Raw genomic sequence first — 21,925 nt, forward strand, 5'->3', positions numbered from 1 at the left:
TGGTCGGCTTCTTCGGGGTTCGGTAAACGACTTCGACAAGGACGGCAAGAGAAATAAAATCAACAAAGTGTTGACAAACTGAATTGGATCTGTATAATTGTCCAGCTCAACCGGGGTTTACTCCGACGCTCTTTAAAAATATGATCAAAATAATTTGTGTGGGTGCTTGTGACGAGCTATTTACGTTTGTAATAAATAGTCGACATGAGAACTTACGTAGATAAGAAATTATAAACGTTTGAATCTGTAGTCGAGCCAAGATTGGCTACTCATCTTATTGAGTGGCAAAATGATATAAACTGAAGAGTTTGATCATGGCTCAGATTGAACGCTGGCGGTATGCTTAACACATGCAAGTCGAACGGTAACAGGCCTTCGGGCGCTGACGAGTGGCGGACGGGTGAGTAACGCGTAGGAATCTGCCTCATAGTGGGGGACAACGTGGGGAAACCCACGCTAATACCGCATACGCCCTACGGGGGAAAGGAGGGGATCTTCGGACCTTTCGCTATGAGATGAGCCTGCGTTAGATTAGCTAGTTGGTAGGGTAAAGGCCTACCAAGGCGACGATCTATAGCTGGTCTGAGAGGACGATCAGCCACACTGGGACTGAGACACGGCCCAGACTCCTACGGGAGGCAGCAGTGGGGAATATTGGACAATGGGCGCAAGCCTGATCCAGCAATACCGCGTGTGTGAAGAAGGCCTTAGGGTTGTAAAGCACTTTCAATTGGGAGGAAAACAGGCAGGTCAATACCCTGTCTCTTGACATTACCTTTAGAAGAAGCACCGGCTAACTCCGTGCCAGCAGCCGCGGTAATACGGAGGGTGCGAGCGTTAATCGGAATTACTGGGCGTAAAGCGTGCGTAGGCGGTTCGTTAAGTCAGATGTGAAAGCCCTGGGCTCAACCTGGGAACTGCATTTGAAACTGGCGGACTAGAGTTTAGTAGAGGGGAGTGGAATTTCAGGTGTAGCGGTGAAATGCGTAGATATCTGAAGGAACACCAGTGGCGAAGGCGACTCCCTGGACTAGAACTGACGCTGAGGTACGAAAGCGTGGGTAGCAAACAGGATTAGATACCCTGGTAGTCCACGCCGTAAACGATGTCGACTAGCCGTTGGGCCTATATACAGGTTTAGTGGCGCAGCTAACGCATTAAGTCGACCGCCTGGGGAGTACGGCCGCAAGGTTAAAACTCAAATGAATTGACGGGGGCCCGCACAAGCGGTGGAGCATGTGGTTTAATTCGATGCAACGCGAAGAACCTTACCTACCCTTGACATCCAGAGAATCTGTTAGAGATAGTAGAGTGCCTTCGGGAGCTCTGAGACAGGTGCTGCATGGCTGTCGTCAGCTCGTGTCGTGAGATGTTGGGTTAAGTCCCGTAACGAGCGCAACCCTTGTCCTTAGTTGCCAGCGGGTAATGCCGGGAACTCTAGGGAGACTGCCGGTGATAAACCGGAGGAAGGTGGGGACGACGTCAAGTCATCATGGCCCTTATGGGTAGGGCTACACACGTGCTACAATGGCCGGTACAGAGGGCTGCGAACTTGCGAAAGTAAGCAAATCCCAGAAAGCCGGTCCTAGTCCGGATTGGAGTCTGCAACTCGACTCCATGAAGTCGGAATCGCTAGTAATCGCGAATCAGAATGTCGCGGTGAATACGTTCCCGGGCCTTGTACACACCGCCCGTCACACCATGGGAGTGGGTTGCAAAAGAAGTGGGTAGTCTAACCTTCGGGAGGGCGCTCACCACTTTGTGATTCATGACTGGGGTGAAGTCGTAACAAGGTAGCCCTAGGGGAACCTGGGGCTGGATCACCTCCTTACAAATTGCAACTGAATGTTGTCATGAGTACTCACAACAAATTATTTTGATCACACGCAGTATGAGCCTAGGGCCTGTAGCTCAGTTGGTTAGAGCGCACCCCTGATAAGGGTGAGGTCGGTGGTTCGAGTCCACCCAGGCCCACCACCTTGCCGTGATGGCAAACGTGATGTGGCTAAGGGGACTCAGCAAACACTGGGGCTATAGCTCAGCTGGGAGAGCACCTGCCTTGCACGCAGGGGGTCAGCGGTTCGATCCCGCTTAGCTCCACCAATTCTATAACGTCTCGATTCTAAAAAAGAATCGGCAGAGACCTTATAGAATTGGTGCATGAAATTGCATTAATAGCTCTTTAACAAAATGGAAATCTGTAACAAAGAAACTTCATGGAATAAAACCATGAGGCGACTTAAAACGAGTTCGAGTCAACCGAGGTTACAACAAAAAGCAAGCGAAGTCGATAGTGCCAAGCAATTAGCAAAGAACACCGAGTCAGCAAAAATGTTGAAACCGAAGTAAACAAGAATGAGTTCTCAAAAGCAGAAAAAAGCGATTAAGAAAGCTGATCGATATAACACAAGACATCTCTTAATCATTATTCAAACGAATAGTGAAAAAGCAGACTTATTGGGGTTATATGGTCAAGTGAATAAGCGCATACGGTGGATGCCTAGGCAGTGAGAGGCGATGAAGGACGTTGTAGCATGCGATAAGTTTCGGGGAGCTTGCAAACTAGCTTTGATCCGAAAATTTCCGAATGGGGAAACCCGGCCCACATCAGTGGGTCACATTACAGTGAATACATAGCTGTATTGAGCGAACCTGGGGAACTGAAACATCTAAGTACCCAGAGGAAAAGAAATCAACCGAGATTCCCTTAGTAGCGGCGAGCGAACGGGGATTAGCCCTTAAGTTGTACAGTTGTTAGTGGAACAGTCTGGAAAGTCTGGCGATACAGGGTGATAGCCCCGTACACGAAAACGCTGTGCAGTGAAATCGAGTAGGTCGGAGCACGTGAAACTTTGACTGAACATGGGGGGACCATCCTCCAAGGCTAAATACTCCTTACTGACCGATAGTGAACCAGTACCGTGAGGGAAAGGCGAAAAGAACCCCGGAGAGGGGAGTGAAATAGATCCTGAAACCGTATGCGTACAAGCAGTGGGAGCATACTTGTTATGTGACTGCGTACCTTTTGTATAATGGGTCAGCGACTTAATCTCAGTGGCAAGCTTAACCGAATAGGGGAGGCGTAGCGAAAGCGAGTCTTAATAGGGCGTTTAGTCGCTGGGATTAGACCCGAAACCGGGCGATCTATCCATGGCCAGGCTGAAGGTGGGGTAATACTTACTGGAGGGCCGAACCCACTTATGTTGAAAAATGAGGGGATGAGCTGTGGATCGGAGTGAAAGGCTAATCAAGCTCGGAGATAGCTGGTTCTCCTCGAAAGCTATTTAGGTAGCGCCTCGTGTATAACTGTTGGGGGTAGAGCACTGTTTCGGCTAGGGGGTCATCTCGACTTACCAACCCGATGCAAACTCCGAATACCAACAAGTTTGAGCACGGGAGACACACGGCGGGTGATAAGGTCCGTCGTGGAAAGGGAAACAGCCCAGACCGTCAGCTAAGGTCCCAAAATCTATGCTCAGTGGGAAACGATGTGGAAAGGCACAGACAGCCAGGAGGTTGGCTTAGAAGCAGCCATCCTTTAAAGAAAGCGTAATAGCTCACTGGTCGAGTCGGTCTGCGCGGAAGATTTACCGGGGCTAAGCATAGTACCGAAGCTACGGGTCACACTTTTAGTGTGGCGGTAGAGGAGCGTTCTGTACGCCTGCGAAGGTTCATTGAGAAGTGGGCTGGAGGTATCAGAAGTGCGAATGCTGACATGAGTAACGATAATGGGGGTGAAAAACCCCCACGCCGAAAATCCAAGGTTTCCTGCGCAACGCTAATCGACGCAGGGTTAGTCGGTACCTAAGGCGAGGCCGAAAGGCGTAGTCGATGGAAAGCAGGTTAATATTCCTGCACCAGTGGTAACTGCGATGGGGTGACGGAGAAGGCTAGGTCAGCTGTCTGTTGGAATAGGCAGTTTAAGCGAGTAGGGAGGGTTCTTAGGCAAATCCGGGAACCTATATTCTGAGACGTGATGACGAGTTGTTCTTAGGAACGACGAAGTGATTGATGCCATGCTTCCAAGAAAAACCTCTAAGCTTCAGGTTACCAGTGGCCGTACCCCAAACCGACACAGGTGGATGGGATGAGAATTCTAAGGCGCTTGAGAGAACTCGGCTGAAGGAACTAGGCAAAATGGTACCGTAACTTCGGGAGAAGGTACACCCCAAGTAGGTGAAGGCACTTGCTGCTGGAGCTGAACGGGGTTGCAATAAATTGGTGGCTGCGACTGTTTAGCAAAAACATAGCACTCTGCAAACTCGAAAGAGGAAGTATAGGGTGTGACGCCTGCCCGGTGCTGGAAGGTTAATTGATGGGGTCATCTTCGGAGAAGCTCTTGATCGAAGCCCCAGTAAACGGCGGCCGTAACTATAACGGTCCTAAGGTAGCGAAATTCCTTGTCGGGTAAGTTCCGACCTGCACGAATGGCGTAACGATGGCCACACTGTCTCCAGCCGAGACTCAGTGAAATTGAAATTGCGGTGAAGATGCCGTATACCCGCGGCTAGACGGAAAGACCCCGTGAACCTTTACTATAGCTTTGCACTGGACTTTGAACCTATTTGTGTAGGATAGGTGGGAGGCTTCGAAGCAGGAACGCCAGTTCTTGTGGAGCCAACCTTGAAATACCACCCTGGTATGTTCGAAGTTCTAACCTAGGTCCGTTATCCGGATTGGGGACAGTGTATGGTGGGTAGTTTGACTGGGGCGGTCTCCTCCTAAAGAGTAACGGAGGAGCACGAAGGTACCCTCAGCCTGGTCGGAAATCAGGCGATGAGTGCAATGGCATAAGGGTGCTTGACTGCGAGACGGACAAGTCGAGCAGGTACGAAAGTAGGTCATAGTGATCCGGTGGTTCTGTATGGAAGGGCCATCGCTCAACGGATAAAAGGTACTCCGGGGATAACAGGCTGATACCGCCCAAGAGTTCATATCGACGGCGGTGTTTGGCACCTCGATGTCGGCTCATCACATCCTGGGGCTGAAGCAGGTCCCAAGGGTATGGCTGTTCGCCATTTAAAGTGGTACGCGAGCTGGGTTCAGAACGTCGTGAGACAGTTCGGTCCCTATCTGCCGTGGGCGTTTGAGATTTGAGGGAAGCTGCTCCTAGTACGAGAGGACCGGAGTGGACGAACCTCTGGTGTTCCGGTTGTCACGCCAGTGGCATCGCCGGGTAGCTATGTTCGGACAGGATAACCGCTGAAAGCATCTAAGCGGGAAGCCCCTCCCAAGATGAGATCTCACTGGGACTATAAGTCCCCTGAAGGGCTGTTGAAGACTACAACGTTGATAGGCACGGTGTGGAAGCGCAGTAATGTGTGAAGCTAACGTGTACTAATTGCCCGTGAGGCTTGACCATATAACACCCAATCAGTTTGACGGTGTTATCAACTAAGCAAGACTTAGTGACAGCTGATAATCGCAAAACGTAAAGAAGTTATAGATTTCCATAAAAGCAGGAGCAAGACGCAAGGCAACAGGCTGAAAAGCCGCCGAGTGTTACCCCTGTTGCATGACAGTTGGTGCAAACCGACTACACCAGTTTGCTTGGTGACCATAGCGAATGTGAACCACCCGATCCCATCCCGAACTCGGAAGTGAAACCATTTAGCGCCGATGATAGTGTGGCAGTTTGCCATGCGAAAGTAGGGAATTGCCAAGCGCTTAAATTAAAAACCCAAGTCTCTGCACTTGGGTTTTTTTTTGCCTGAAATTGCTCTCTACTTGTTGCCGAATTATTTTAATCAATCTTTCTTGTTGGTTTAAACCTCGGCCTTTAGGCGGAAAGGAGCGCCCCGCAACAAGCGAAGCGATGTTGCTTTATCGGGCGCGGATTGGGCAGGGGATGCATATCCCTTAAAGCCGATATATTTTAGATCGTATATAAAATTGTATTTAGGCATAGCCTTATCTGACGCTGTTTATGCACAAATTAATTTTTTACAATAAATGTTAGATCAAGTTAAGTATATCTAGCTTGCTTATTAATGTCATGAAAATATAATACATTGATTTTCATTAAAATAAATTGCTTTATAAGGGTGTCACAATTTAACTAAGTCGCGGGTTTTATCGAATATGAATAGTGTTATCTAGTTCTTATGCACAGAGTTATACACAGGGCTTGTGGAAAGGTTTCAAGCGTTAGATTGTTAGATTACGTGGATTCAACTCCGAAATACGATCCTAGTCATCATGCAGTTTTTTGCGCAGATTCAGCAAAAAATATTGTATGGGGTGTTTTTCGTGGACGATGATTAAGTTTATGCATGACCGCTTCAGCCTCATCATCAATTATGCTCTCAAAACCGTTACCTTTGGTAAAGTACTGCCTGATCAAGCCGTTGATATTCTCGATTAAGTCGCGTTCCCAGGAATAATAAGGATGCACGAAATAGACATCAGCGTTTAGCCGCTCCTTGATTTTTTCGTGTCCGGCAAACTCTTTGCCGTTATCCACGGTTATCGTCAACGTCTTATCCAGATAGGGCTGTAACAGGATAATGGTTGCTAGGTGTGTAAAAATTTCCGTGTAACCGCCGTTAAAAAATCTCTGGAAATCGATCCTTGTAGAGAATCACAAACTGAAACTGATTCAGAGCGAGCTTCCAGTCACGGATCGGCATCGACCATTTTTTGGCAGCCTGTTCGATAGCCAAATACATAACCTTCAAGACGTATATGTAAAGATGCCAGTAAAGTTTTGTGTGTCATGAAGAAAGCATGTGAAGATTTCGCGATCCCTGTGTAAGGTTTATCGTTGTGGCTTGGAAATTATTTATCTGAAAGTGTATAAGAAGCTATGGTTATGTGCGAAGAGTCACATTGAGAGAGGTGCTTACCTTGGGCATGGTCTTCCCGTTCCCGTGCCTTCCAAACTTTTACGCCAGCCGGCTGAAGAATCTTGCTAATCAAGGAGGGCGATGCTAATGTTCCTAGTCCTGATTCAGACGATCCCATATAAGCCATGATTATCTATACATTGCCCGCCCTAAGAGTCCTCCACCGGTTGTGTTTAGGCTGGTGGGCTTGATTATTGGTATCTTGCTGGCTGCTGGAACCAGTCGGCGCTTCGGCGCCGACAAGCTCACCCATCTTTTGCCCGATGGTGACAGGGTGGCGGTGCGTGCGTGCCGCAACCTATTGGCCAGCACCGATGGGGTGTTGGCGGTGGTAAGACCGGGCAGCGAGGAGTTGACTGCTTTATTGCAGGCCGAAGGCGCGGAAGTCCAGATCTGCGCCGATGCCAAACAAGGCATGGGCGCGAGTCTTGTTTTCGGTGTCCGCGCGCGACCAGAAGCTGCTGGCTGGCTGATCGCCCTTGCAGATATGCCGTGGATAGCGCCAACGACCATCCGTAAAGTGGCGGATGCGCTTCGCTCGGGCGCGACCATTGCTGCGCCCTGTTGGCAAGGTCGACGAGGACACCCGGTAGGCTTTTCACGCGTCTTAGGCCCAGACCTGGCGGCATTGAGCGGCGATGTCGGCGCGAAAGCAGTGATTCAAGCCTATCTTGAATTAATTCACATCGTTGACTGTGATGATCCCGGCATACTTCAGGATATCGACAAACAGGAAGATTTGAATTTCTTAAAAAAACTAAAAAGCCATCATGATTCGCGATATTATTGAACTCCAACTGGAGCTACACAAAAAACGATGCCCTTATGCTCTAGCTACCGTAGTAGAAATACTAGGCTCATCCTCAGCCAAACCTGCGGCTAAGGCGTTGATCGGGCTCTCTGGAAAGGTTATTGTCGGCTGGGTCGGCGGCGGTTGTGCGCAATCCATGGTGTCCAATGCGGCGCTTAAGTGTCTTGAAACCGGAGAACCTCGCGTGATTGAAATCGACCTGAACGACGAGGTTTTCGGCGCGGGTATGCCGTGTGGCGGCAGCATGCGGGTATATGTGGAACCGATCTTGCCCAAACCGTTACTCTGGCTCATGGGGCATGGGCGCATCGTAGAAAGTCTTTGCGAATTCGCCTACCGATTAGGATTCGAGGTGGTTGTCAATGATCCGCAGGCCACGACGGAGTGCTTTCCCTTTGCCCACAGTGTCATTAACGACGACAGCCGTTATCAACAATTGCGGCCACAGCCTGGCGATTTCGTGGTGATAGCCACTCATCACAAGGGCGACTATGACTCCCTCGTTCGTACACTCCAATCCGAAGCGTTGTATATCGCGCTGGTCTCCAGCCGCAAGCGAGCTAAACTGGTAGTGGAGCGATTGGAAAAGGAAGGTTTTTCCGAGTCCAGCCTTGCCAAGGTCCGCGCTCCCGCCGGTCTGGATCTAGGCGCGAAGTTGCCGGAGGAAATCGCCTTGTCCATTGTCAGTGAGATGGTGCTGGTAAGGCGGGGGGGACTCGGCGGAGTATTAAGTAAAGGAGCTAAATATTAATTAGCCGATTCAAACCGTCACGCACTTCTGTCCCGGTGCCTTTACTGGCCGATGGAGGCCGTGTAAGATTGGGTCCAATGAACTGCGCCCAGTTACATAATACGATGCTGGTGCCTTGTACTTCTGATGACAGGAGGGAGAAATCCCCATGATTACGCTCAATATCAACGGCAAGCCCCGTCAGATCGACTTATCGACGGATACTCCCCTCCTTTGGGTCTTACGCGATCACCTAGGTCTGACTGGAACCAAATTCGGCTGCGGTATTTCTTTGTGTGGGGCTTGTACGGTACACCTAGATGGAAAGCCCACTCGCGCTTGCGTGACGCCCATCTCGGATGGCATTGGCAAGAAAATCGTGACGATCGAAGCCATCAACCAGGACGCAACAGGGCAAAAAGTCCAGGAAGCTTGGTTAGCGCTACGCGTACCGCAATGCGGTTATTGCCAGTCCGGCCAGATAATGACTGCGACAGCGCTGCTCAAACAAAATCCCAAGCCCACCGATACTGATATCGATACGGCAATGAGCGGCAATATCTGCCGGTGCGGGACCTATTGCCGTATACGCGCCGCGATCAAGCAGGTCGCTGGGTTAACGGAGGTCAGGTCATGAAGAAAAAACCACTGGATTGCCCTGAATTAAACGCTGACACCTGGAACTCAGGCGATAGCCTACATATTGTCAACATCAGTCGACGTACTTTTCTCAAGGATCTGGCCCTTACCGGATTCGTACTGGCTGCAGGATTCCCTGCTCTGATTAGAGCAGACGAAACTGCCATGCCCTCAGAAAAGGAGAAGTATGGCGCCGATGCCATGCCGCACGGCTGGGTAGATAACCCGCTGGTGTTCGTCGCAATAGCGGGCGACGGCACGGTAACCATCATTTGCCACCGTTCGGAAATGGGACAAGGCGTACGTACCAGTCTGCCGATGGTGGTGGCCGACGAACTCGAAGCCAACTGGCTGCATGTACGGGTCGAGCAAGCGCCCGGCGACGAACGGCGTTACGGCAACCAGGATACCGATGGCTCTCGTAGCATGCGTCATTTCTTCATGCCTATGCGCCGGGTCGGTGCTGCCGCCCGCACCATGCTGGAATCGGCGGCGGCTGCACAATGGCAAGTGCCGATAGAGGAAGTCCATGCCGAGCAACACCAAATCCTTCATCCTGCCACCGGCAGAACACTCGGCTACGGGGAGCTGGCCGAAGCAGCGGCAAAACTACCGGTACCTGCTCGGGAAAGCTTGCGTCTGAAGAATCCAGCGGATTTTCGCTACATAGGCAAGGGATCGCTCAGGATTTATGACGGACAGGATATAGTCACGGGCTTAGCACAGTACGGCATCGATACCCGTCTCAAAGACATGCTTTACGCAGTCGTGGCGCGTCCGCCGGTATTTGGCGGCAAGGTCTTGAGTTACGATACCAAGGATGCCCTTAAGGTACCGGGCGTGGTTAAGGTTATCGAGCTACCGAGCAGTCCTCCGCCTGCCGACTTCAACCCGCTAGGAGGCATAGCTGTGATTGCCTGCAATACCTGGGCGGCCATCCAGGGACGCAAGGCACTTAAGATTGAATGGGATAAAGGGCCTCATGGAAACTACGATTCTGTAGCATACAAAGCCGAACTCGAAGCTGCCGCACGCAAACCCGGTAAAGTTGTTCGCAACGACGGAGACATTGATGCCGCCTTGCAAGGTGCGGTTAAACGCGTGGTAGCTGAATATTACGCCCCGCATCTCGCTCAGGCCCCAATGGAGCCACCGGCAGCGACAGCCCATATTGTTAACGGAGGATGCGAAATTTGGACCTGTACACAGGCCCCACAGGTGTCTCGCGAGCGCGTGGCCAAATGGCTCAAGCTGCCGGAGGACAAAGTCACGGTACATGTCACTCTGTTAGGTGGCGGTTTCGGGCGTAAATCCAAACCTGATTACGTCATTGAAGCAGCGCTATTGTCGCAAGCCATGAATGGTAGGCCAGTCAAGTTGACTTGGACGCGCGAGGATGATCTGCATCATTCTTATTTTCACACGGTTTCAGTCGAGCGGCTGGAAGCGGGTCTGGATACTCAAGGCAAACCTGTAGCCTGGCTGCACCGAACGGTAGCACCAACTATTTCATCTACTTTCGCTCTCGGCAGCAAGCATCAGATGCTGGCTGAGCTGGGTATGGGCGTCATCAATGTGCCCTTTGCCATTGCCAATTTGCGCATCGAAAATCCGGAAGCAGAAGCGCATACTCGTATTGGCTGGTTTCGTTCGGTGTCCAATATCCCACACGCCTTCGCCATTCAGTCTTTCGTAGCTGAATTGGCCGCTGCGTCAGGGCGCGATCCTAAGGATTTTCTGCTTGATCTGATCGGCTCGCCACGCCATATTGATCCCCGTACCCTTCGAGATACCTGGAATCAGGGCGAATCACCCGAGATATATCCTGTAGACACGGGGCGCCTGCGCCGGGTAATTGAGGCAGTTAGCCGTGAAGCTAACTGGGGTCGCGTACTGCCGAATGGTCGAGGATTGGGCTTGGCGGCCCATTATAGCTTTGTCACTTATGTCGCCGTCGTCGTGGAGGTGGCTGTTGACGAGCGCGGTAAGCTCAGCATACCCCGAATCGATATCGCCGTGGATTGCGGGCCGCAGGTCAATCCGGAGCGCATCCGTTCGCAACTTGAGGGGGCCTGTATTATGGGGGTCAGCCTGGCTACTCTGGGGGAAATCAGCTTTAAGGAGGGCGCGGTGATGCAGGATAACTTCCATACCTACCAACTCACCCGCATGGATGATGCGCCCCGTGAAATCCGAATTCATCTACTGTCCACGACCGAGTTCGATATACCACTGGGTGGGGTCGGTGAACCAGGTTTACCTCCCATTGCGCCGGCATTGTGCAACGCGATTTTTGCCGCTACCGGTCAACGCATCCGCCAACTGCCTATCAGGGATCAGTTACGGAAAGACTGAACAGTTGTCAGTCTTGCGTAGCAAATTAGCCTCATATTAAGTCGATGTAGGTTGAGCTGGTTGTAGCCGCCTTGGTGAATTATCAGGCATAGCAAAAAAAATATTGACGATAGGGCGATCTATCGTTATCATATGCAGCTCTTCAAGGGTGGTTTTAAAGTTTAACAAGCCATTAAAAAGAAGATTATCGGGGTATAGCGCAGTTTGGTAGCGCGCCTGCTTTGGGAGCAGGATGTCGGGAGTTCGAATCTCTCTACCCCGACCAAATTTAGCGCTTGTAGCTCAACCGGATAGAGCACCGGCCTTCTAAGCCGGGGGTCGCAGGTTCGAGTCCTGCCAAGCGCACCATTATAGAATATCCTCGTAACACCGCCATATTATGGTGAGCGTAGCTCAGTTGGTAGAGTCCCGGATTGTGATTCCGGTTGTCGCGGGTTCGAGCCCCGTCGCCCACCCCATTAAATTAGTAGCTGCCGTCATTTTTAAGCGAAAAAAAAAGATTAAGCTTTCTCTTCAAAATACAGTAGCCATCATCAGCAAAGCATTTCCCTCCGAAAAAGATTTCTCAGTTTCGATCAAGGCAATTCCTTGTGAAATTCTAAACTCCCTTAGTCCCTGATTTTATTAAGCCGCAACACATTTGAACATTTATGCTTTACCGCTTGTTCGAGGTAATGATCTGCCGGATACGTTGATCCACACCGTCTAATTCGTGATCGTAAATATCGGTTCGATAGGCGTCGCCATCGGCATGAACTAAGGACGATAGCAACGATTGCCCTTGCTCACTGATATTGATGCGGGTGAATGTAGAAAGTCCCGGTTGCAAGGGATTGTCCCTCAGCTCTTTGGGGTCCAGCCCAATACGCACCTGCACACGTTCGGCGATATGAATAAAGTTGCCGGTTGCATTATCGGTCGGCAACAGCGCAAAGGTGCTGCCGGTGCCAGGAGTGATGCCTTGCACGTTGCCGTGATAGATCAGCTCATCGCCATAGGCATCGACCCTGATTTCGGCCGATTGTCCCGGACGGATTCCGGCGATCTGGGTTTCCAGAAAGTTGGCGTCTATCCATAGGTCGTCCAGCGGCACAATCGCCAGCAGAGGCGTGCCCGCCTTGACATTGTCACCTATTTGAACGTTGCGTTTGGCGACATAACCCGATACCGGTGCGATGATGTTGCGGCGTTGGTAATTCAAAAAGGCGGTGAGAATCCGACTCTTGGCTTTTTCGATAGCAGGATGGTTGTCGATCGCAGTGCCGCGTATTTGGGCTTCAACGCCGGTTTTTTCGGCCTGGGTTTCGCCAATGACAGCTTCGAGTTCACGGATTTTATCCTGGGTATTTTGTACCTGTTGATTCGATACGGCACCGTCATGTGCCGCCTCTTTAAAGCGGACAAGATCGTGACGAACCTGATTCAGCGCGGCTTCCTTGGCGATAATGCGCTGTTTAAAGGTATCGGCTTTCGCCGTCAAACTGACAATATTGCGCACTGTTTCGCCTAATTCGGCCTCGGCTTGTTGCAAGGCAATTTCCGCGTGGGTGCCGTCCAGCTTGATCAGCACGTCACCTTTTTGCACATGCTGGGTGTTTTCCGTCAGAATTTCGACGACAGTGCCCTCGGTCTGTGCTTTCAAAGTAATCAGATGTCCCATTACAAAGGCATCGTCGGTGCTAACCCGACCACGGTTAAGCGTCCACCAGTAGCCGGAATATCCCAAGCACACCAATATTATCGACAGCGTCACCCCTATTAGCCGTCGATTGCGTTGATGAATGATTTCCTTGGGACGAATGTTATTTTGCATAGTGGTTTTATTGAGGTTTAGCGCTGATTTCGTTAAAGCCCCCGCCCAGTGCCTGGATGACCTGCACAGCAGTTTTAAAATGCTCGCCTTTCAGCGTTGCCAGTCGAAAGCGTTGTTGGTGTGCGGCTACGCACGCCAGCATTAATTCGTTGCGGTCGTTGAGGCCGGTGCGATTGAGACTATCCGCGAGGCGTTCAGCTTCGGCAGCGTCGGCAACAGTTTGTTGTTGTTCGGCGATGCGCGTGTCAGTCTCGCGCCATCGGCTAAGGGCATCGGCCACTTCCTGAACTGCATGCACAAGACTGCCGTTATAACGTTCCACGGCGACGTCATAACCGGCTTGCTGATAGGTCAGATTGGCACGCAAGCGACCGCCTTCAAAGATTGGAAACTCGATTGATGGGCCGACTGCATAGGCAAGACTGGAACCCTGCAGCAATACATCGGTCAGGCTGACGCTGTGCAGACCGGTGAAAGCAATCAGGTTGACGTCTGGATAGAATGCGGTTTCAGCGACCTTGATTTCCTGGGCGGCGGCTTGTGCATGCAGTCGCGCGGCGGTGACGTCAGGCCGGTGTGCCAACAGGCGCAGCGGCAAGTCAGCGGGTAAAGCCAGATGTTTGGGGAAAACACCGCTTGCGATCACGATACTGCGGCCCCAGTCGGGGCCTTTTCCGGCGAGCGCGGCCAACAGGTTTTTTTGCAAATCGACCTCGGCACGCACGCCGGCTTCGGTTTGTCGTGCCGCATTGAGCGCCATCTTTGCTTGCAGCACCGGCGCAGCAGTCACCAGGCCGGTTGCCAGACGCACTTGTTGCAGCGCTAACAAAGCTTTTCGGTCGGTCACAATTTTTTCCGCAATCGTCAGTTTTTCGCTGGACGCTACCAGATCGAAATAACGGCCGGCAACTGCCGAAGCCAGCAACAATTTGGCATCGGCCAGCTCGGTTGCAACCGCAAGCGACCTGCCGACGGCAGCTTCCAGTGCCGCTTGGTCACGCCCCCAGAAATCCAGGTGATAACGTAATACCAACGGATTGATCAGCAACTGCCGGAAATTTTCCCCGGCAAGCTTGGCCTGGGTGCTGTTGGCTGAGAAACGCTGGGCGCTGAAACTGACATTGGCATCGACGGTGGGATAAAGCTCTGCTGCCTGAGCATCGACCATGGCTTGGGATTGCCGCAAACGTGCCGCCGCTGCCTTGAAATTGGGATTGTCAGCCAATGCCGCAGCTATTAGCCGGTTCAACGCCGGGGTTTCGAAGACCTCCCACCATGCGGGTTGCGGCCATGGCGCATTGGCAGACAACGATGGGCGGGCTGAGGCCAGCGATTGCGACATTTCCGGCACGGACATCATCTTTGCGCGTTTGCTTTCATCGCCAAACCAGGCACAACCGGGCAACGAGATCAGTAAGGCAGCCAAGCTGATCCAAAAAACTAAAAATCGGTATCTGAGACCAGTTTGCATCAAGGTTCCTCCATCAGTATTTCTTGAGCTTCACGACGCTGGGCCTGGCTTAATGTGCGCTTGGCAGGCTGCTTGGTCGGGTTCGCAAACCAAACCACTATCGCCAAGCCGACAAAGATGCAACCTGCCATCCAGAAAGCATCATTCATGCCGTGAATCATCGAGTTTCGGCCGGCCAATTTGGCGAGCTTGGCGACAGCTGCCGATTCGCTAAAACCGGTCACAATCAAGGTATCCAGGATTTGCTCAAAGCTTGAATCGAAAGCGGTGTGGGTCTCGGCGAACCGGGTCATATGCAACGGCGTCCGTCGATAAAGCACAATGCCTTGCAGTGCAATGCCGATGGCGCCGGCGGCAATACGCATAAGGCTTGCCAATTCCACCGCCCGCCATTGACGCTCCGGGGGCAGTCCATGCAACAGCAAGGCGGTCAGCGGCACGAAGAAACTGCCCAGGCAGGCGCCTTCCAGTAACTTGGGCCAGAACAGTTGTGCGAAAGCATCCTGACCGTCGAACCGGCTCAGCCAGAAATAGGTTGCCGCAAAACCCAGACAATTAATCGAGGCGAGCAAGCGGGCGTCGAAGCGTTTGACGATTTCATGAAACACGCCGGCCATCGGTTTGGCGAAAATCGCCATCGGCAGAAACACCAAGCCTGCCAATAACGATGAATAACCGAGGGACAGTTGCAACTGCACTATCAGCATCGATAACAGCCCCTGAAACAACAAAAAACCCACGAATAAAATGACCGCGCCAATCGTAAAATTCCGCTGCGCGAACAAACTTATATCCAGAAAAGGGCGGCGCAGGCTCAATTCCCAGATCACCCAATAAATCAGCGTGACGACGATGAAAATAATCAGGCTGTTGATATACAAGGAATTATTCCAGTCCAGGTCGTTACCTTGGTTGAGCAAGGTTTGAAAGCCGAACAGTGTCAGGGTAATCAGCACAAAACCAAGGCTATCGAAACGATGCCGGAGTCGTTTACTGCCACGTTGATAAAGCAAGGCGCCGACGATACCGCCGATGGCCAACGCTATCGGAATATTGAACCAAAATAGCCAGCGCCAACCCAGCGTGTCGGCTATCCAGCCTCCTATAGGCGGCCCGAAGGTAAACGGTGTTAAGGTAAACACACTCCAAACGCCGATGCCGATCGATTTTCGTTTATCCGGATATTCCTTGATCAGCAGCGATTGTCCCAACGGCAGCGTCAAGCCGCCGGCAAACCCCAGCAAAATGCGTCCGGCCAGATAGCCATAAAACGAGGTCGCAGTGGCGCAGATAACCGATGCCAGTGCAAACACAAAAAAGGCCGCAACAAAAGGACGATATTCACCCATCCGCCGCGACAACCAGCCGCCCACCGGAAAGGCGAGGGCCAGTCCGATCATGTAATCGGTCTGCGTCCAGGTAGCAAAACTGGGCGGAATACCCAGGTCCGCGGCAACCCGCGGCAGCATCGCGATATACGCCCCGGCATTGAATATCACCAGTGCATGGCTCAGGCCCAAGCAGATATTGAATAAAACAAATCGCCATCCTTGGAGCTGTTTATCGTAGATGATAGTCATCGTTCCTCTTCAATCAGGATGCTGTTTGCCCTGGTCTGTCGGCAAGTTATTGCAGTCGCCAGCCAATATCATTCAACCCTTGCTTGACAAGGTGCAAACTCATTTCCGATACCAACTGTTTAAATGGTTCGCTGTCCCGATTAAGAGTAGCTTGTCCGGCCCCTTCGACAGTAAAAGTCTCGGCGCGAGTTCGGGCAATGACTCGCCGGGTGTGAGGATCAATCAACTTCATCAGCACTTGTACCGAAGTCTGTCCTTCAAAAACTCTGTAGTTTCCGAACCCCAGCTCTAATACCGCATCGATTCCGGCATATTGTTGATAATCAACAGTCGTCACATTCTGTCCATACCATTCCGAAATAGCGTCATGCCAATGCGTTAACTGAGCGTTGCGATCTGTATCTGCCATGGGTAGACGATAATAATAGCGATTCAATATAACTTTAATGTTGTTCTCGGTCAATTGAGTTGCCGCCTGCTGCGCCAAAACAAGCGTTGGCGTCCAGATCTGTTCAGACCCTGCAGCGATCGCCAGGATCGGTGACGTTTGTTCGTCCTGGATGGTTAAATCCTGGTCGTCGTCCTCGCTGACTAAACCGGCAATGATGACGCCTCCTGACGTTCGGTAGAGTTTTTTCGGCAATGAAAAATCCACCGACATGTTTCGGTAATGCCTGTACACCGGTATACGCTCTTCCAATGGATCGGGTATGATTTCAAGAGGTGGCGCTTCGACCGGAACGACCAGTATGGTGCTGAGCTTGTTGATTTCAGAAACGGGCGGTTTGATTGCCGGCGCCCAACAGCCGCTGACTAGCAAGGCCAGCGCAACAGCAACGCTTTTATTTATTATCGGCTGATAAACAGAATTTTCTTTATGAATGGTTGCTTTGAATGATGTTTGCATCAGTGATCTCCCGCAGGATTATGCGCATCGCTTCTACACGGATCGGCGATTCATAGTGCAAACAACTATAAAAACAAAGTTAATATAAGACAAACGATTTTTATTAAACATTAATATTGACAAGTCCGATACTAACGCTATGGACATTGATCAGATCAGAACATTTTTGAGTGTCGCCGCCAACGGCAGCTTTCTAGAGGCCGCCGGTAGACTGTATGTGACTCAATCGACAGTGAGCACACGCATACAGCGTCTGGAAGCGTATTTGGGTGTTTCCCTATTTGTGCGTAATCGTTCCGGTGCCACGTTAACGCTGCCGGGGCGGCGGTTTTTACGTCACGCCAAATCACTGTTATTAATGCTCGAACAGGCGCGGCATGACATTGGCCTGCCCAGCCGCTACCGCGCCAGTATTACCATTGGAGCGCGGATTGCCTTGTGGGAAGCCTTGCTGCCGGAATGGATTGGCAGCATACGCGTACAGGTACCGGATATTTCAATACGCAGCGATATCGGTTTTGAAGAGGATTTAATGCGCAGTCTTATCGAAGGCTCGATGGACATAGGGATGATGTACACGCCGCAACATAGTCCGGGACTGCAGATTGAACATTTATTCGATGAAACCTTGTTGTTGATGACCACCGATCCCGGTAAGTCATGGCCCAATGATGATTACATCTATGTCGACTGGGGGCCGGGATTTTACGCTGAGCACAGTAACAGTTATCCTAACCTCGAACGCTCGGCCCAAGTGGTCAATATCGGCTGGCTGGCGGTGCAGTTAATTCTCAGTAATGGCGGTTCTGGCTTTTTGCCGATACGTATTGCCGAACCGTTGATTAAAACTCAAAAACTGTTTCATGTGCCCGATAATCCGCAATTCAAATTACCGGCTTATATGGTTTCTCCGCGTGATAGCGATTCCGTCATATTACAACAGGTGCTCGATCATTTAAGGTCGTTAGCCGCGATTGAGCGACAAAAGACCTATTGATGACATCCTGCTCAAAAGGTCGCGACTTACCGACAGAAAATCCATTGGAATAAGCGTTTTTACAAACTTATTTTTAGTGCGCTCGCAGAAGCGCCTGGGCTTAGATCTTAAATTTCTGTGGTTGGGCCGACTTCCGCAGTAGCTGATCCGTTTTGTCATGTTGTTTTCTAAGCGTTCATCGCCCGCTGAGACGAGAGCGTTATTACTTCCATAAAATATCTGAGCGGCTGCTTTAGGTCTTGGAACAGACTGTCGATCAGGGCAGTGACGAATGTCGCTTGCGGGTCAGTTTCAGCTCAACGTTGATGCGGGTATTTATTTGCTATCGCCGAATAATTACGCGTGTTTTGCCCAATTATTTCAGAAATACCACGGTTACGTTAAATGCGAGCATGATTGGTTTTAAGTGCAAGCCGTTACAAGTAAGGGCTGAATTATTATGTGTGTTACCGTACAGATATCTTCTGGTCCAGATGCTAAATTATTTTTAAGCTTATAGCGAAAAGTATAACTGTTAGCCTTTAAGCTTAGTTTGTCTGTTAGGAGAAGTTTAACTTTTTATACACAGTAAGGGGGAATAGACATGAACTGGGATCAAGTAGCGGGTAACTGGAAACAATTCACGGGTAAGGTCAAAGAGCAATGGGGTGATTTGACCGATGATGAACTCGATCAAATCGCAGGAAAACGCGATATTCTCGTTGGTAAGGTCCAAGAGAAATATGGGATGGTAAAAGAGGAAGCCGAAAAGCAGGTCAAGGACTGGGAGAAGACTCAACGTTGATGATTGTTTTTTATGATTCTGACTTAACGCTGTTGTCAAGGGCTCCTGCAGTATGGCTATGCCAATAACCTTCGGACGGCCAAAGGTAAGGTTAAGAAGGTCACTTTCAAGATGCAGGATGACGATGAGGTGAAGCTGGAAGAACATGTCCAAAAAACGTTGGTAAAGTCATAGCGGGCTTTGGTGATTTCAATGAAAATATCAAGAAAGACACATAAAACGAGCGCTACTGCACGACGGCAATGAGATACTCACAAATATTTCTTACAGGAAATAAACATGAAATTGACTAACGTAAAACTCCCTGGTTTAGGGGCGATCATCGTTTTAACATTCTGCTCGTTTGGCGCTTATGCCGCAGAAAGTCAAGACGCTGCACCTATAAACAAAGATCAAGTAGAAGGCCGAGTCGATGAAGCCAAAGGTAAAGTAAAGGAAGCGACCGGCGTGATATTGGACGACAAAAAAATGCAGGTAGAGGGCAATGCCCAAAAGAATATTGGTAAGGTTCAGAAGGGCTATGGTGATCTCAAACAGGATATTAAGAAAGGCAACTAAAATGAGCCTATGTCGGCGAAACCATAGAGGCTTTCAATTATCTGAAAGCCTTGCAATAAAAGGCCATCAGCTTCGGTTCGACGTGGATGTAGTTGAAATTTTATTAAAAATAAATGCTTACTATTAAGGATATTATTATGTTTACACGATTATTGTTAGTTATGTTCGCATTAACAAGCAGCTTACTACTGATGACAGGCGTTGTTCGAGCCGAACAAAATACGGCTATTTATTTAACGGCTGACTCAGCATTGGAAAATACCGAGCTTAATGTTCGCGACAAGGACAACGCTACCTTAACTCCGGAAGACCAAAAGGAGACCAAAAAGGATATTGAAATCACAGCTAAGATACGTCAAGCCGTGGTTAGAGATAAATCCTTATCAGTCAATGCGCAGAATGTAAAAATCATCACGCGTAATGGCGTGGTGACTTTACGTGGGCCTGTTGCAAGTGAAGCTGAAAGCACGAAACTGCAAAAAATCGCCGAGAAAATGCCTGGTGTAGTGCAGGTAGATAATCAACTTGAAAATAAAGCGCCTTAAAGGTTTAGGAGAATCACATGAAGAAAGCAGTTTTTTGTATCGCCAAAAATCTCGAGCAGACAGAGAGCATTGTTAATAACCTGAAAACAGCCGGTTTTTTAACTGATGATATATCGGTGCTATTTCCTGACAAAACCACCACCAAGGATTTTGCTTATGAGAAGCACACCAAAGCGCCGGAAGGTGCGGCTATCGGTGGGGCAGTGGGTTTAGGTACTGGCGCCGTGGTCGGATTGTTAGCCGGGATTGGCGCGCTGGCTATTCCAGGCGTCGGTCCGTTAATCGCCGCAGGGCCTATTATGGGTGCATTAAGTGGTGCGGCAGTAGGCGCCGCCTCTGGAGGTTTGGCTGGAGCCTTAATTGGATTAGGTATTCCGGAGTATGAAGCCAAACGCTATGAAGGAAAAATTGAGGGAGGAAGTGCCTTGATTTCTGTACATACGGATAGCAGCGAAGAGCGTGATCAGGCAAAAGAAATTTTCAAAAATGCTCAGGCAGAGGATATTTCCTCGACTGGGGAAGCATCTGTTTAATTAAAACGAGGCGCATGATTTATAAATGACGCACCTCGTTCGTCAGGTGAGATCCTACACGGCCGAATTGCACATAATCAGGTAATAATTGCAGAGGCGTTTTGTTATGTATCATATTGAATAATTGACATATTGCTGAAAGCTACATTATCATCAAAATAGGACGTAAGCCCAAAGCCCATAAATCTTAAAATACCTTATAATCTTGTTTACTTATTGGAAGGTGATAAGCTATCTTTAATAAATGGAAGGAAAGTTAAGTCTATAATTTATAGCGTTTTTCTGGGTTTTAACTTACAGCCTCGGATAAAGAAATCGTCTAATAAAACTTATAATAGGATCATACTATGAAAACTAAAGAAATTATTGCTGCTGGTTTAGTTACTTTGGCGTTATTGGCTGGCTGTAGCAAAGAAACGGAATCCACCTCTACCACCACCAAAAGCGTTACAACACCAGCCCCGGCTCCGGCTGAAGAACCAATTACAATTAAAGAATCGACCTCTACCACTACAACCGATACAAAAGACAAATAATATAAGATTTTCCGGTTCTTAATTGCTTGATTGAGAACCGGATTTTGTATAACTCGAAAGGAGCAGCGCCAATCTGCTGTATCGGAATCGATACCTTCTTAATCGTGATAAAATATTGTCTGGGCAATGGGATTCACTTTAAGTACTGAATCCTACCGCGTCACTTGAAAAAAACACGATAGTAGACCAGCTCTGAATATTGGAGTTTTAAAAAACTCTACTGCAGCTTGGTCTCTTTGTTTAAACGTGGATTACACCGCCTAATGACCTACCTCTGCCGGTATTTTGTGGGGTCATGAGAAACTGATAGGTGTTAAGGCTATAGAAAAATATACCTTGACATAATTGAAATCAAAAGCTTATACTAGTTCTAACTTAGAAATAAGATTTACCCTCTGCTTACCATTTCGATGTATCTTCTGTAGTTCTTCGTCCTGTTTTTCATTTTGTAATTTCCAAATTTACCGGCTCAATCTGCCTTTTTTTAAGGCTTTATATACTCAAATTTTTACAGGACTCATTATGTCTACAATAACTACTGGCATCGTTAAATGGTTTAATTCAGATAAAGGCTTTGGCTTTATCGAACAAGCATCAGGCCCCGACGTATTCGTACATTTTCAACAAATCAATAACTCCGGCGGCTACAAATCGCTGGATGAAGGCCAAAAAGTACAGTTCAGCGTAGCGCAAGGCCAAAAAGGCCCGCAAGCTGAAAACGTAACGGTCATCTAAGTACGAAACGCCCGCAGCAGCATGCGGGCGGGAGGCGGGAGAATTTTCCTTGCCTCCACAAAATCCTAAGAACCGGCAGATTCCCC

At 49.6% G+C, this 21,925-nt stretch carries 16 protein-coding genes, 5 tRNA genes and 3 rRNA genes; 19 read left to right on the forward strand and 5 right to left on the reverse strand.

The genetic code is table 11. The annotated features are described in order from the left end of the window. Window positions 1–296 precede the first annotated feature (296 nt). The 5 genes from ABXJ76_RS04845 to rrf all read left to right on the forward strand — a co-directional run bounded on the left by ABXJ76_RS04845 (window position 297) and on the right by rrf (window position 5,665). A 16S ribosomal RNA gene (locus ABXJ76_RS04845) occupies window positions 297–1,831 on the forward strand. Between the two features lie 69 nt (window positions 1,832–1,900). Next, window positions 1,901–1,977 (forward strand) — tRNA-Ile (locus tag ABXJ76_RS04850). 50 nt (window positions 1,978–2,027) lie between these two features. Beyond that, window positions 2,028–2,103, forward strand: a tRNA-Ala gene (locus ABXJ76_RS04855). A gap of 366 nt (window positions 2,104–2,469) precedes the next feature. After that, a 23S ribosomal RNA gene (locus ABXJ76_RS04860) occupies window positions 2,470–5,362 on the forward strand. Between the two features lie 187 nt (window positions 5,363–5,549). After that, window positions 5,550–5,665: ribosomal RNA gene (gene rrf, locus ABXJ76_RS04865) — 5S ribosomal RNA — on the forward strand. The 16S, 23S and 5S rRNA genes sit together here with 2 tRNA genes alongside, the layout of an rRNA operon. A 531-nt stretch (window positions 5,666–6,196) precedes the next feature. On the opposite strand, the gene ABXJ76_RS04870 is transcribed toward rrf, so the two are convergent. Then, window positions 6,197–6,475 (reverse strand): IS30 family transposase, encoded by a 279-nt coding sequence (locus ABXJ76_RS04870; protein WP_432744661.1) that lies wholly within the window; start codon window positions 6,473–6,475, stop codon window positions 6,197–6,199. Window positions 6,476–7,014: 539 nt separating this feature from the next. Between ABXJ76_RS04870 and ABXJ76_RS04875 the strand changes: the two genes are divergently transcribed. The 7 genes from ABXJ76_RS04875 (at window position 7,015) to ABXJ76_RS04905 (ending at window position 11,838) form a co-directional block, all read left to right on the forward strand. After that, window positions 7,015–7,635 carry a nucleotidyltransferase family protein gene (locus tag ABXJ76_RS04875; RefSeq protein ID WP_432744664.1) on the forward strand — a complete coding sequence of 207 codons (621 nt, stop codon included), beginning with the start codon at window positions 7,015–7,017 and terminating at the stop codon, window positions 7,633–7,635. Next, window positions 7,616–8,407 carry an XdhC family protein gene (locus ABXJ76_RS04880; protein ID WP_432744666.1) on the forward strand — a complete coding sequence of 264 codons (792 nt, stop codon included), beginning with the start codon at window positions 7,616–7,618 and terminating at the stop codon, window positions 8,405–8,407. The genes ABXJ76_RS04875 and ABXJ76_RS04880 overlap by 20 nt, the downstream gene beginning before the upstream one ends. A gap of 148 nt (window positions 8,408–8,555) precedes the next feature. After that, window positions 8,556–9,023, forward strand: coding sequence for a (2Fe-2S)-binding protein (locus tag ABXJ76_RS04885; RefSeq protein WP_432744669.1), 468 nt, complete (start codon window positions 8,556–8,558; stop codon window positions 9,021–9,023). Beyond that, window positions 9,020–11,380 carry a molybdopterin cofactor-binding domain-containing protein gene (locus tag ABXJ76_RS04890; protein ID WP_432744671.1) on the forward strand — a complete coding sequence of 787 codons (2,361 nt, stop codon included), beginning with the start codon at window positions 9,020–9,022 and terminating at the stop codon, window positions 11,378–11,380. Before ABXJ76_RS04885 ends, ABXJ76_RS04890 begins: the two co-directional genes overlap by 4 nt. Before the next feature lie 188 nt (window positions 11,381–11,568). Next, window positions 11,569–11,645 (forward strand) — tRNA-Pro (locus ABXJ76_RS04895). A 6-nt stretch (window positions 11,646–11,651) separates the two neighbouring features. Further along, window positions 11,652–11,728 (forward strand) — tRNA-Arg (locus ABXJ76_RS04900). 34 nt (window positions 11,729–11,762) lie between these two features. Further along, a tRNA-His gene (locus ABXJ76_RS04905) sits at window positions 11,763–11,838 on the forward strand. A 197-nt stretch (window positions 11,839–12,035) separates the two neighbouring features. Here ABXJ76_RS04905 and ABXJ76_RS04910 read toward each other — a convergent pair. The 4 genes from ABXJ76_RS04910 to ABXJ76_RS04925 are packed head-to-tail and all read right to left on the reverse strand — an operon-like array spanning window position 12,036 to window position 17,151. Beyond that, window positions 12,036–13,193 (reverse strand): HlyD family efflux transporter periplasmic adaptor subunit, encoded by a 1,158-nt coding sequence (locus tag ABXJ76_RS04910; protein ID WP_432744672.1) that lies wholly within the window; start codon window positions 13,191–13,193, stop codon window positions 12,036–12,038. A 7-nt stretch (window positions 13,194–13,200) separates the two neighbouring features. Then, window positions 13,201–14,664, reverse strand: a complete 1,464-nt coding sequence (locus tag ABXJ76_RS04915; protein ID WP_432744674.1) for an efflux transporter outer membrane subunit — start codon at window positions 14,662–14,664, stop codon at window positions 13,201–13,203. After that, entirely contained in the window at window positions 14,664–16,244 is a 1,581-nt protein-coding gene (locus ABXJ76_RS04920) for a DHA2 family efflux MFS transporter permease subunit (protein ID WP_432744675.1), read from the reverse strand. Before ABXJ76_RS04920 ends, ABXJ76_RS04915 begins: the two co-directional genes overlap by 1 nt. Before the next feature lie 46 nt (window positions 16,245–16,290). Then, the gene (locus tag ABXJ76_RS04925; protein WP_432744676.1) at window positions 16,291–17,151 is read right to left on the reverse strand and encodes a hypothetical protein; all 861 of its coding nucleotides are present in this window, start codon (window positions 17,149–17,151) and stop codon (window positions 16,291–16,293) included. Between the two features lie 139 nt (window positions 17,152–17,290). On the opposite strand from ABXJ76_RS04925, the gene ABXJ76_RS04930 reads away from it, so the two are divergent. The 7 genes from ABXJ76_RS04930 to ABXJ76_RS04960 all read left to right on the forward strand — a co-directional run bounded on the left by ABXJ76_RS04930 (window position 17,291) and on the right by ABXJ76_RS04960 (window position 21,839). Beyond that, window positions 17,291–18,148 (forward strand): LysR family transcriptional regulator, encoded by an 858-nt coding sequence (locus tag ABXJ76_RS04930; RefSeq protein ID WP_432744677.1) that lies wholly within the window; start codon window positions 17,291–17,293, stop codon window positions 18,146–18,148. A gap of 583 nt (window positions 18,149–18,731) precedes the next feature. Beyond that, a complete protein-coding gene (locus ABXJ76_RS04935; protein WP_432744678.1) occupies window positions 18,732–18,932 on the forward strand; it encodes a CsbD family protein in 201 nt (66 codons plus the stop codon). A 279-nt stretch (window positions 18,933–19,211) separates the two neighbouring features. Further along, window positions 19,212–19,490 carry a CsbD family protein gene (locus ABXJ76_RS04940; protein ID WP_432744680.1) on the forward strand — a complete coding sequence of 93 codons (279 nt, stop codon included), beginning with the start codon at window positions 19,212–19,214 and terminating at the stop codon, window positions 19,488–19,490. 137 nt (window positions 19,491–19,627) lie between these two features. After that, a complete protein-coding gene (locus tag ABXJ76_RS04945; protein WP_432744682.1) occupies window positions 19,628–20,035 on the forward strand; it encodes a BON domain-containing protein in 408 nt (135 codons plus the stop codon). 17 nt (window positions 20,036–20,052) lie between these two features. Then, window positions 20,053–20,568 (forward strand): hypothetical protein, encoded by a 516-nt coding sequence (locus ABXJ76_RS04950; protein WP_432744684.1) that lies wholly within the window; start codon window positions 20,053–20,055, stop codon window positions 20,566–20,568. A gap of 347 nt (window positions 20,569–20,915) precedes the next feature. Continuing rightward, the gene (locus ABXJ76_RS04955) at window positions 20,916–21,104 is read left to right on the forward strand and encodes a hypothetical protein (protein ID WP_432744686.1); all 189 of its coding nucleotides are present in this window, start codon (window positions 20,916–20,918) and stop codon (window positions 21,102–21,104) included. A gap of 522 nt (window positions 21,105–21,626) precedes the next feature. After that, on the forward strand, window positions 21,627–21,839 hold the full coding sequence (locus ABXJ76_RS04960; protein WP_340122123.1) for a cold-shock protein: 213 nt from the start codon (window positions 21,627–21,629) through the stop codon (window positions 21,837–21,839). Window positions 21,840–21,925 lie beyond the last annotated feature (86 nt).

Source organism: Methylobacter arcticus (assembly GCF_050917435.1).
Taxonomy (GTDB): domain Bacteria; phylum Pseudomonadota; class Gammaproteobacteria; order Methylococcales; family Methylomonadaceae; genus Methylobacter_A; species Methylobacter_A titanis.